This is a genomic window from Bacillus cereus group sp. BfR-BA-01379, assembly GCF_022663605.1.
Lineage (GTDB): Bacteria > Bacillota > Bacilli > Bacillales > Bacillaceae_G > Bacillus_A > Bacillus_A mobilis.
In genome coordinates this window covers 1-10,884 of record NZ_JAKUFT010000112.1, presented here as the reverse complement: position 1 = coordinate 10,884, position 10,884 = coordinate 1, and the positions used below count along the sequence as shown (strand labels likewise).

Below are 10,884 nucleotides of genomic sequence, written 5' to 3'. Positions count from 1 at the left end.
AGTTTTTTGGCTGTCTTCAGTTTTTTGGCTATCTTCCGTTTTTGTACTGTCTTTTGATACGGCAGTATCTTGTTTAGTAGCTTCGGTTTTTGTAGGAGACGTTTGTTGTCCACAAGCTGAAAGTAAGAAAAATGATGATGTGAGTATTACAAGGTTTCTAATTTGTGACGTAGCGTATCGCATGAAAACACCTCTTTCAAAATTTTGGAATCTTACATATTGTAATACATTGGAAAAAATATTCAAGGTATGAAAGACGTATTTCGTTCGACAAAAAGCTAAGGATTCCATATTTATATCGTACAGACACAAACAACCTCACGCCCACATACACATAGTAAAGACCACTATTTTGGCGGAGGTGAAAGGTTTGAGTCTATTCGCCGCAATTGGATATATGGTTCGAGAAGTGTTTGTCTTTGTTTCTTATGTGAAGAATAATGCGTTCCCGCAGCCGTTATCGTCAGATGATGAGAGAAAGTACTTAGAGTTAATGGAGCAAGGTGATGCTCAAGCGAGAAATCTGTTAATTGAACATAATTTACGGCTCGTAGCTCATATCGTTAAAAAATTTGAAAACACAGGGGAAGATGCAGAAGATTTAATTTCAATTGGTACAATTGGGCTCATTAAAGCAATCGAGAGCTATTCGGCAGGAAAAGGCACAAAACTTGCGACGTATGCAGCACGCTGTATTGAAAATGAAATTTTGATGCATTTACGTGTACTGAAAAAAACGAAAAAAGACGTTTCACTTCATGATCCAATCGGGCAAGATAAAGAGGGGAATGAAATATCGCTTATTGATATATTAAAATCAGAGTCTGAAGATGTAATTGATATGATCCAGCTTAGTATGGAGTTAGAAAAGATTAAAGAGTATATCGATATTTTAGACGAACGAGAGAAAGAAGTAATCGTGAAGCGTTTTGGACTGGGGCTTGATAAGGAGAAAACGCAACGAGAGATTGCCAAGGCACTTGGTATTTCCAGAAGCTACGTATCAAGAATTGAAAAGCGCGCTTTAATGAAAATGTTCCACGAATTTGTAAGAGCTGAGAAAGAGAAAAAAGCGAAAGAATAATGTATATTACAAGCGGCCTTATGTTAAAATGGGCTGCTTTTCTTTTTGGAAATAAGGAAAGAAAAAGAGTTGTGTTCAGAAGAAATCTATGTTCACTGTTGAAAATGACGGATTCTATCTGTAATATTAGAGGGTGCTAAACAATTTAAGAATAATACCATGCTTAGTTTTCCGCATGTATAATATGGCAGTTCTATATGATATGTGGGAATAAGAACCAATTTTACATATGATATAGAAGGAAAAGAAGGGGAAGCTAAAGTTATAGACTGATTAGGAGGTTTCGCAATTTGCGACGTACATTATATCGACTTATGATCGAACTTACAAATGGTCGTTTTACTTCTTATATATTACGTAAATTTGCACAATCTCGTTTGAGCTCTATCATTATTCCATCGTATGCGAAAGTTTTTCAAATTAATCAAGATGAGATGGAAAAGGGTTTGAAGGAATACAGAACATTGCATGAACTATTTACGCGTAAGCTAAAAGAAGGAAAGCGTAGTATTGATACAGATGCATCGAGTATCGTTAGTCCTGTTGATGGTGTTTTTGCTGATCACGGTCCTATTGAGGACACAAAAACATTTGATATTAAAGGAAAGCGTTATTCAATCGTGGATATGCTAGGTAATGAAGGACGTGCACAGCGATATGCAGGTGGTACATACATGGTTATTTATTTAAGCCCAAGTCATTATCATCGTATTCATAGTCCGCTTTCTGGCTCTGTGACTGAAAGATTTGTACTCGGTAGAAAATCATATCCGGTAAATGCAGCTGGTATGGAATACGGGAAAGAACCATTGTCAAAAAATTATCGCTCTGTTACAGAAGTAAATAGTGACGGTGAACATATGGCGCTTGTAAAAGTAGGAGCTATGTTTGTTAATAGTATTGAGCTGCTGCATGAAAGAGACACTGTTCAAAAAGGTGAAGAAATGGCATACTTTACATTTGGTTCAACAGTTGTGTTATTGTTTGAAAAAGATATGATAGAAGTAGTGCAGAATTTGAAGAGTGGACAAGAGCTTCGTCTTGGTGAAAAAATTGCTACTCGATTGGCTCATAAGTAAAGAAAACATTTTATGGACAAAGATGCTTAATGATGAAATTCCCTAGATGGGAGTACTTGTTTATTCGAGAGCCATCGCAGGATGGCTCTTTTTACAAGTTAGCTAGTTAAAATTTAACTTTATATGTAATCAAGACGATTTGACAAGCTTGTCCTCTAATGAGCGTCTAATCATTTCTTGTTTTATAAGTAAAATGAAGTCGGGATTTAATTTTAGTTCTTTTGCTTTATAATAAGACTCAGTGAGTAACTCAGTAGATAACTGTTCCATATGTTTTGTTTTCAAGGTGAGTCACCTCCTAATAATTTAAGGATTGATTCGTTGTTGCATTTAATGTACCAAAAAAATATGACAGTCACAAACGAGTGGTTATCCACATACCTAGGTGGATAAAATGTGTATAGATTGTTAGTAAATTCCAAATTGACTGGAAAATTAATGTGGAAAATGTGTACAATTTTATCCACAGGTCATATATCGAAATATGTTGTCGAAAAATTTTTGTGAAAACTCCTCAAAGAGGTGAAAGAAATTGAAGCTATTTTTACCAAATGAATATGTGAAAAATGTATATCATGTTCAACCAGAAGATTTGAAAAAACGTGGAATTAAAGGTGTCATTACTGATTTAGATAACACGTTAATTGAGTGGGATCGTCCAAATGCAACGCCGCAACTTGAAGAATGGTTTTTGAAAATGAAAGAGCAAGGCATTCAAGTAACGGTCGTTTCAAATAATAATGAGCAACGTGTGAAAGACTTTGCTGATCCATTAGGCATTCCATTTATTCATAGTGCGCGTAAACCATTTGTTCGCGCGTTTAAGCGTGCGATACAAGAGATGCACCTGCAACCAGATGAAGTTGTAGTAATTGGAGATCAGTTACTAACGGATGTTTTAGGTGGAAACCGAGTGGGACTTCATACGATTTTAGTTGTACCGGTAGCACAAACGGACGGATTAGTAACGCGCTTTAATCGAAAAATTGAACGAAGAATTATGAGAAATATGAAGAAAAAAGGTTTAATTAACTGGGAGGAATAAAGTTTGACTGAAACAATTAAATGTATTGGTTGCGGTGTAGAAATTCAAACAGAAGATAAAAATGAAGTAGGATATGCTCCTGCCTCATCTTTAGAGAAAGAACAAGTAATTTGTCAACGCTGTTTTCGCTTGAAGCATTACAATGAAATTCAAGATGTATCATTAACAGATGATGACTTCCTACGTATTCTAAACGGAATTGGAAATTCAGATGCATTAGTAGTTAAGATTGTAGATATTTTTGATTTTAATGGTAGCTGGTTACCTGGCTTACATCGTTTCGTGGGAAATAATAAAGTATTACTTGTTGGAAATAAAGCTGATTTAATACCTAAGTCAGTAAAACATGATAAAGTAAAGCATTGGATGCGCTATAGTGCAAAGCAGCTAGGATTAAAGCCGGAAGATGTCTTTTTAATTAGTGCAGCAAAGGGACAAGGGATTGCTGAGCTGGCAGATGCTATTGAGTATTACCGCGGCGGAAAAGATGTTTACGTTGTTGGATGTACGAATGTAGGGAAATCAACATTTATTAATCGTATGATTAAAGAATTTAGTGATGAGACTGAAAATGTAATTACAACATCTCATTTCCCAGGAACAACACTTGATTTAATTGATATTCCGTTAGACGAAGAATCTTCTTTATATGATACGCCAGGTATTATTAACCACCATCAAATGGCTCATTATGTTGGAAAAGAAAGCTTAAAGCTTATTACACCAACAAAAGAAATTAAGCCAATGGTGTTCCAATTAAATGAAGAACAAACATTATTCTTTAGTGGATTGGCACGTTTTGATTATGTAAGTGGTGGTCGTCGTGCATTTACTTGTCACTTCTCGAATCGTTTAACAATCCATCGTACAAAGCTTGAGAAAGCAGATGAATTGTATAAAAATCATGCTGGGGATTTACTAAGCCCGCCAACACCAGAAGAATTAGAAAATATGCCAGATTTAGTGAAATACGAATTTAATATTCGTGAACCAAAAACGGATGTTGTATTCTCTGGATTAGGATGGGTTACGGTAAACGAATCGGGAGCAAAAATTGTTGCACACGTACCAAAAGGAGTAAGTGTTTCATTGCGTAAATCTTTAATTTAATATGGAGAGGGATTTATGAAACAATTATATGGTGTAATCGGAAATCCAATTGGACATTCATTATCACCCGTTATGCATAACGATGCATTTGAACACTTGAATATGGATGCCCATTATCATGCATTTCTTGTTAAAGAGGAAGTGCTAGGGGAAGCAGTAAGAGGTTTAAAAGCATTAGGTATTTCAGGATTTAATGTAACAACTCCGCACAAAGTTGCTATTATGGATTATTTGGATGAGATTGACCCGCTAGCAAAACAAATTGGTGCAGTAAATACAGTGGTTCATAAGGATGGGAAATTGATTGGCTACAATACAGATGGAATTGGTTTTGTCCGAGCGCTGCAGTCAATTAGTGGTGAACCGCTTCAAGAGAAACGTATTTTATTGCTTGGCGCAGGTGGTGCTAGTCGAGCTATTTATTTTTCTCTTGCTGATGTAGGTGTGAAAGAGATTGATGTAGCTAATCGTACAGTAGATAAGGCGAAAGAACTTATTGCTGCGTGTACGGCTACTGTTCATTCTGTTGCTTTATCACTAGAAAAAGCAACAGAAGAACAAGGGGATTATGATATTATCATTCAGACGACAACAATAGGTATGCATCCACGCGTTGAACATACGCCATTACAAATTTTTTCGTTAAAAAAAGGAACGATTGTATCAGATATCATTTATAATCCATTTGAAACGAAAATTTTATGTGAGGCAAAAGAGCAAGGCGCAGTGGTTCAAAATGGTATTGATATGTTTGTTTACCAAGGAGCGCTTGCATTTGAAATGTGGACAGGGCGTGTACCGAATATCGATAGAATGAAACAATTAGTTATAAGAAAGCTTGGAGGCTAACATACATGTTAACAGGAAAACAAAAAAGATTTTTACGTGCACAAGCACATCATTTAACACCAATTTTTCAAGTAGGAAAAGGCGGAGTAAATGAAAATATGATTAAACAAATCGCAGATACTTTAGAAGTTCGTGAATTATTTAAAGTAAGTGTGCTACAAAACTGTGAATTCGATCGTCGTGAAGTTGCAGAAGAACTTGCAAAAGGCGCACGTGCTGAAATCGTTCAAGTAATTGGAAGTACAATCGTTTTATACAAAGAATCTAGAGAAAATAAGCAAATTAAGCTTCCTCGATAAAAAGACAAGCATATGCTATTTTTATCGCTAGTGTGTAATGATGTAGAGAGCGAAACCAATTGAACTTTTATTAACAGTGAACTCTCTTCGGATAGGAATGAAGAGAGTTGCTGTACGTAAAAGGAAGGGGCGTTTCTTTTGAGGAAAATTGGCATCATTGGCGGTACATTTGATCCGCCACATTATGGGCATTTGCTAATTGCGAATGAAGTATATCACGCTTTAAATTTAGAAGAAGTATGGTTCTTACCGAACCAAATTCCACCGCATAAACAAGGGCGGAACATTACAAGTGTAGAAAATCGTTTACAAATGTTAGAGCTTGCGACTGAGGCAGAGGAACATTTTTCTATTTGTTTAGAAGAGCTAATCAGGAAGGGCCCATCTTATACGTATGACACTATGTTACAATTGACGAAGAAGTATCCGGATGTGCAGTTTCACTTTATTATTGGTGGAGATATGGTTGAGTATTTGCCGAAGTGGTATAACATTGAAGCGTTACTAGATCTTGTAACGTTTGTTGGGGTTACAAGACCTGGTTATACATTGCGTACACCTTATCCTATCAACACTGTGGAAATTCCGGAGTTTGCGGTTTCTTCATCTTTATTGCGTGAGAGATATAAAGAGAAGAGAACGTGTAAATATTTACTTCCTGAAAAAGTACAGGTGTATATCGAGAGGAATGGGTTGTATGAATCGTGAGAAGGCACTTCATATTGTCAAACAACAAATGCATGAAAAACGTTATATACACACAATTGGTGTAATGGAGACAGCAATTGAACTTGCTAAGTTATACGGTGTGGATGAAAAAAAGGCTGAAGTTGCAGCTATATTCCACGATTATGCGAAGTGTAGAGCGATTTCTGAGATGGAAGAGATTATTAAAAGTGAAGCTTTGCCGAAAGATTTACTTTGTTATAACAAAGAGTTATGGCATGCACCTGTTGGGGCATACTTAGTAGAAAAAGAAGTAGGCATTACGGATCCCGAAATCCTGCAAGCTATTACATATCATACAAGTGGTCATGAGAACATGACGATGTTAGATAAAGTAATTTATGTAGCTGATTACATTGAGCCTGGGCGAAAGTTTCCAGGGGTGGAAGAAGCTCGTAAACTCGCATATACGGATATAAATCAAGCTTTATTATTTGCGTTAAAGCGAACAATTCAATTTTTAATGGAAAAAAATCAAACGATTTATCCATTAACATTCCAAACATACAACGCAGTTATCAAGGAGGAAATGAGTAAATGAAAGATAAAGATTTATTAGTATTAGCAGCAAAAGCAGCTGATGATAAGAGAGCAGAAGATATGGTTGTCCTAAATATGCAAGGTATTTCACCAATTGCAGATTATTTCATTATTTGTCACGGTAACTCAGACAAGCAAGTGCAAGCAATTGCACGTGAAATTAAATCAAAAGCACATGAGTTCCAAATCGACGTACAACGTATGGAAGGTTTTGACGAAGCACGTTGGGTATTAGTTGACCTTGGAGATGTAGTTGCTCATGTATTCCATAAAGATGAGCGTAATCATTATAATTTAGAGCGTCTTTGGGGCGATGTGCCGCGTGAAGATATTACAGACGAGCTAGACCAATGAAATACGAACAATTTGCATTGTTGTACGACGAACTAATGAATGATGTTCCTTATGATAAATGGGTGGAATTCACAGAGGAAAGTTTACAACAAGCGGATATGAAAGAGGCGAAGATTCTTGATGTAGCATGCGGTACTGGTAATGTAACACTTCCGCTTGTACAAAAGGGTTACGATTTAATCGGTGTCGATCTTTCAGAAGAAATGTTAACGGTCGCTCAGCAAAAACTAGGTGGAGAAGGACATTTTATTCCTTTTTACCAACAAGATATGCGAGAGCTTGATGTTCCAGGTGAGTTTGACTGTGTAACGATCTTTTGTGATTCATTAAATTATGTATTGCAAGAAGATGGAGTACAAGAAACATTTCGAAGAGTGTTTCACCATTTACGTCAAGATGGTTTGTTTTTATTTGATGTACATTCTTTATATAAAATACATCATGTATTTCAAAATGAAACATACACAGTAAATGGAGAAGAAATATCTCTTATTTGGAATTGCTTCCCTGGTGAAGAATCAAATAGTGTAGAACATGATTTAACATTCTTTGTTCAAGACCCGGAAGAAGATGTGTACCATCGTTTTGACGAATGTCACGTGCAACGTGCATATCCGGTTGAAGAGTTAACGAAATGGCTTGAAGAAGCTGGTTTTACAGTGCTTCGAGTGACTGGTGACTTTGAGCGACTTGAAGTTACAGAACAAACAGAGCGTATTTTCTTCATGGCGAAGAAAAACGGATAAAACAAAAGCAACCGAGAAGGTTGCTTTTGTTTTGTAAAGAAGAGGTACTTTTCGTTCTAGCATAATAAGAAGGTGTTATACGTGAATTGTGAAAATGCTAGTTTAAGTGAAATTGTAATGAAAAAAAGTAAGCATTTATAAAAAGGATTTGGAATGACGATGACGTATTTATTATGTGTGTTTATTGAATTGCTGATCAACGCATTTTAAATCTTCATCGAATTTCTCGTGTGTCCGCTCAATTAATTTATGAAACATATCCCCAACATGTTCTTCTAAAACACGAATGCCTTCTCCTGTAACGCCGCCTTTAACACATACTTTTTCTTGTAAAGTAGGCAATGTGAAAATCCCTTTTTCAAGTAGTTTCCCCATTCCAACGACCATTTCACTTACTAAAGTAGTGGCTTCTTCATGTGTAATATTTGTTTTATCTACAGCAGCGTTAATGAAACATTGTAATAAATAACTAAAGAATGCAGGACCGCAGCTTGCTATATCAGATGAAACGCGTGTTATATCTTCTTTTATTACAAGGGGAGTAGAAATGTTTTTGAATAGGCGAAATAGTTTCTGTTGCCACTCTTCAGAGCATTTACTTCCAAATGTAAATAGTGATGCGCCAGACAGGGCACGGTTTGTAATGCTCGGAATAATACGTGCAACGTGGCAAGGTACAAGTGTCTCTAATTGTGATGGAGATATTGGACTTGTGATAGAAACTAAGCACTTTTCATCAGAAAAATGTTCAGCGTATTTTTGTAGGATCGGGTATATATCTATCGGCTTTACGCAAATAAAAATAAGATGTGATCGTTCGATTACCTTATCGATAGTTTTGGCTATATGAACAGAAGGGTATTTTTCCTTTATATGATATGCTTTGGCGGGCGTTCGATTAATGATTGTAAGGCACGAAGGTTTGACAGCACGGGTTTCTAAAAATGCGTCGATTAGTATATTCCCCATGTTTCCTGTCCCTATAATTCCTATGTTCAATGTTTCATCCCTCCTTCGTAACAGCTTTCTCCTAAACAATATGAATGATGTTATAACTTTATGATTAGAGGTGAAAAATGATGTGGGATTTTCCGAAGAAATGGTTAGGGTTAGTAGCTATTATTGGAACTGTACTTTTTCTTCTTTTTTGGAAAACGAACCAGCATACAGAGCGGTCAGTCATTGCAACGGATGTGCAATCGAAAGAGATAGAGAAAAAAAGTAAACCGAAAATATCGGATACAAAAGAGCAGAAAAAAATAATTGTAATTGACATGAAAGGGGCTGTTGTTAAAGAAGGGGTGTATGAAATGAAAGAAGGGGATCGGGTCAAGGATGCCATTGAAAAGGCAGGCGGTTTTTTGCCCGAGGCAGATAGGATGAAGGTAAATTTAGCACAAATGGTACAAGATCAAATGATCCTTTATGTACCGAATAAAAACGAACAAGTGCAAGAAGCAGCTGCTGTTTCAAAGGGGGAGGGAAAAGTTCAAATAAATGCAGCTTCTAAAGAGCAACTTGAAAAAATTACAGGCATTGGTTCTCGGAAAGCAGAAAGTATTTTGAAATATCGAGAGGAACATGGTCCGTTTCAGAAAATAGAAGATTTGTTAGAGATTGATGGGATCGGTGTGAAGTCATTGGAAAAAATAAAAGATCAAATTATTATTCCGTAAAAGATTGACGAAGTTTTTCCTCATTCGCTACACTACAAGTAGACAAAAAAGTAGGTGAAAAAGATGGAACGAATTTCATGGGATCAATATTTTATGACGCAAAGCCACTTGCTATCTTTACGTAGTACATGTACAAGGCTTGCAGTAGGAGCGACAATCGTTCGTGATAAACGAATTATTGCTGGTGGATATAATGGTTCGATTAAAGGTGGTGTGCATTGTATAGATGATGGATGCTACGTTATTGATAATCATTGTGTTCGTACAATTCACGCCGAAATGAATGCTTTATTACAATGTGCAAAGTTTGGTGTGAAAACGGAGGAAGCGGAAATTTATGTTACACATTTCCCTTGTTTGCAATGTTGTAAGGCAATTATTCAAAGTGGGATTACGGCAGTTTATTATGCACAGGACTATAAAAATCATCCATATGCAGTAGAGTTATTTGAAAAAGCGAATGTAAAGGTAAAACACGTTCCGCTAGAATATGATATTGCGGCATTAGAGGATCAAAAGCGTCATATGGAGTTAAAAGAACTATTTGCATCTTTAGAAAAAGAGAACTTATCAATGGAAGAATTACAGCATGTATTCACGAAAGTAAAAATGATGCTATAAGGAGTGAGTATAAGTTGCATGGACAATGGGGCTATGTTGCAATCTCATTTATCATAGGGATTGCAATTGCCTTTTCCACTTCAGTTTTATTGCTGACTTGTTGTCTCGTTCTGTATGTTTTCTTTTATTTATATCGTACTTCGCATAAAACCTTCCTTTATTGTATGATAGCGTGTTTTAGTGGCGCTATGTACACTACGTATGTTCAAGAGCAAAACAAGCCTCTAGGAGAGTCCTACGAAGCTACAAGAGGGGTGATACACAATACACCTCTTGTTAATGGGGATCGCCTATCATTTCAAGTTGAAGATCAGAATAAAAATATAGTGCAGTTAAACTACAAAATTAAATCAGCCTCGGAAAAGAAACAACTGCGACAATTACATGCAGGAGTATCATGTGTATTCGAAGGTGAGAGGAAAGAACCACCAATAGCTCGGAATTTTCATGGTTTTAATTATCGTGATTATTTGTATAAGCAAAATATTCATTTCATATTGAAGGCTACATATATTTCTGAATGCCATAAAACATCGTTGTCACTCGTGCAATGGATTCTTCTTTGGAGACAACAAGCGATCTCGGGAGTTACAGAAATATTTCCAGAGCAATCAGGTGCTTTTATAAATGCATTAGTATTTGGTGATAGACAACAAATGACATTTGAAGTTGAAGAGCAATATCAACACTTTGGTCTTGTACATTTGTTGGCGATTTCAGGGTCGCATATCGTATTGTTAATGGCGATCGTGTAT

15 protein-coding genes and 1 pseudogene are annotated in these 10,884 nt (G+C 36.3%); 13 read left to right on the top strand and 3 right to left on the bottom strand.

Annotated features, from left to right (window positions below; genetic code table 11):
* Positions 1-183 (bottom strand): annotated as a pseudogene (locus tag MR113_RS25595) (hypothetical protein); the annotation flags it as partial.
* A 187-nt stretch (positions 184-370) separates the two neighbouring features.
* Here MR113_RS25595 and sigK point away from each other — a divergent pair.
* On the top strand, positions 371-1,084 hold the full coding sequence (gene sigK, locus MR113_RS25590; RefSeq protein WP_000051382.1) for an RNA polymerase sporulation sigma factor SigK: 714 nt from the start codon (positions 371-373) through the stop codon (positions 1,082-1,084).
* A gap of 290 nt (positions 1,085-1,374) precedes the next feature.
* The gene (locus MR113_RS25585) at positions 1,375-2,163 is read left to right on the top strand and encodes a phosphatidylserine decarboxylase (RefSeq protein WP_242257300.1); all 789 of its coding nucleotides are present in this window, start codon (positions 1,375-1,377) and stop codon (positions 2,161-2,163) included.
* 129 nt (positions 2,164-2,292) lie between these two features.
* Here MR113_RS25585 and sda read toward each other — a convergent pair whose 3' ends face one another.
* Positions 2,293-2,448, bottom strand: a complete 156-nt coding sequence (gene sda, locus MR113_RS25580; protein ID WP_000850097.1) for a sporulation histidine kinase inhibitor Sda — start codon at positions 2,446-2,448, stop codon at positions 2,293-2,295.
* Between the two features lie 247 nt (positions 2,449-2,695).
* Here sda and MR113_RS25575 point away from each other — a divergent pair, with 247 nt between their 5' ends.
* The 8 genes from MR113_RS25575 to MR113_RS25540 all read left to right on the top strand — a co-directional run bounded on the left by MR113_RS25575 (position 2,696) and on the right by MR113_RS25540 (position 7,832).
* Complete coding sequence (locus MR113_RS25575) at positions 2,696-3,208, top strand: YqeG family HAD IIIA-type phosphatase (RefSeq protein WP_000765308.1); 513 nt, start codon at positions 2,696-2,698, stop codon at positions 3,206-3,208.
* Between the two features lie 3 nt (positions 3,209-3,211).
* Positions 3,212-4,318: a ribosome biogenesis GTPase YqeH gene (yqeH, locus tag MR113_RS25570; protein ID WP_242257299.1), complete on the top strand. Its 1,107-nt coding sequence runs from the start codon at positions 3,212-3,214 to the stop codon at positions 4,316-4,318.
* Between the two features lie 15 nt (positions 4,319-4,333).
* Complete coding sequence (aroE, locus tag MR113_RS25565) at positions 4,334-5,167, top strand: shikimate dehydrogenase (protein WP_242257298.1); 834 nt, start codon at positions 4,334-4,336, stop codon at positions 5,165-5,167.
* A gap of 5 nt (positions 5,168-5,172) precedes the next feature.
* Positions 5,173-5,466, top strand: a complete 294-nt coding sequence (yhbY, locus tag MR113_RS25560; protein WP_046957575.1) for a ribosome assembly RNA-binding protein YhbY — start codon at positions 5,173-5,175, stop codon at positions 5,464-5,466.
* Between the two features lie 138 nt (positions 5,467-5,604).
* A complete protein-coding gene (gene nadD, locus MR113_RS25555; protein ID WP_242257297.1) occupies positions 5,605-6,174 on the top strand; it encodes a nicotinate-nucleotide adenylyltransferase in 570 nt (189 codons plus the stop codon).
* Positions 6,164-6,733 (top strand): bis(5'-nucleosyl)-tetraphosphatase (symmetrical) YqeK, encoded by a 570-nt coding sequence (gene yqeK, locus MR113_RS25550; protein WP_242257296.1) that lies wholly within the window; start codon positions 6,164-6,166, stop codon positions 6,731-6,733. The genes nadD and yqeK overlap by 11 nt, the downstream gene beginning before the upstream one ends.
* Positions 6,730-7,086, top strand: coding sequence for a ribosome silencing factor (gene rsfS, locus MR113_RS25545; protein WP_000653203.1), 357 nt, complete (start codon positions 6,730-6,732; stop codon positions 7,084-7,086). The genes yqeK and rsfS overlap by 4 nt, the downstream gene beginning before the upstream one ends.
* Positions 7,083-7,832, top strand: a complete 750-nt coding sequence (locus MR113_RS25540) for a class I SAM-dependent DNA methyltransferase (RefSeq protein ID WP_000873065.1) — start codon at positions 7,083-7,085, stop codon at positions 7,830-7,832. Before rsfS ends, MR113_RS25540 begins: the two co-directional genes overlap by 4 nt.
* A 171-nt stretch (positions 7,833-8,003) precedes the next feature.
* On the opposite strand, the gene comER is transcribed toward MR113_RS25540, so the two are convergent.
* Entirely contained in the window at positions 8,004-8,831 is an 828-nt protein-coding gene (gene comER, locus MR113_RS25535) for a late competence protein ComER (protein ID WP_242257295.1), read from the bottom strand.
* Positions 8,832-8,908: 77 nt separating this feature from the next.
* Here comER and MR113_RS25530 point away from each other — a divergent pair, with 77 nt between their 5' ends.
* From MR113_RS25530 to MR113_RS25520, 3 genes are all read left to right on the top strand, one after another.
* Complete coding sequence (locus tag MR113_RS25530; protein WP_242257294.1) at positions 8,909-9,508, top strand: helix-hairpin-helix domain-containing protein; 600 nt, start codon at positions 8,909-8,911, stop codon at positions 9,506-9,508.
* A gap of 63 nt (positions 9,509-9,571) precedes the next feature.
* A complete protein-coding gene (locus tag MR113_RS25525) occupies positions 9,572-10,129 on the top strand; it encodes a ComE operon protein 2 (protein WP_242257293.1) in 558 nt (185 codons plus the stop codon).
* 14 nt (positions 10,130-10,143) lie between these two features.
* Positions 10,144-10,884 (top strand): ComEC/Rec2 family competence protein (locus tag MR113_RS25520; protein ID WP_242257292.1); only part of this gene is annotated, 741 nt, incomplete at its 3' end.

Coding starts and splice junctions, on each gene's coding strand:
- MR113_RS25525 (WP_242257293.1), top strand. CDS start 9,572: ATGGAACGAATTTCATGGGATCAATATTTTATGACGCAAAGCCACTTG.
- rsfS (WP_000653203.1), top strand. CDS start 6,730: ATGAAAGATAAAGATTTATTAGTATTAGCAGCAAAAGCAGCTGATGAT.
- MR113_RS25530 (WP_242257294.1), top strand. CDS start 8,909: ATGATGTGGGATTTTCCGAAGAAATGGTTAGGGTTAGTAGCTATTATT.
- yqeK (WP_242257296.1), top strand. CDS start 6,164: ATGAATCGTGAGAAGGCACTTCATATTGTCAAACAACAAATGCATGAA.
- MR113_RS25540 (WP_000873065.1), top strand. CDS start 7,083: ATGAAATACGAACAATTTGCATTGTTGTACGACGAACTAATGAATGAT.
- yhbY (WP_046957575.1), top strand. CDS start 5,173: ATGTTAACAGGAAAACAAAAAAGATTTTTACGTGCACAAGCACATCAT.
- aroE (WP_242257298.1), top strand. CDS start 4,334: ATGAAACAATTATATGGTGTAATCGGAAATCCAATTGGACATTCATTA.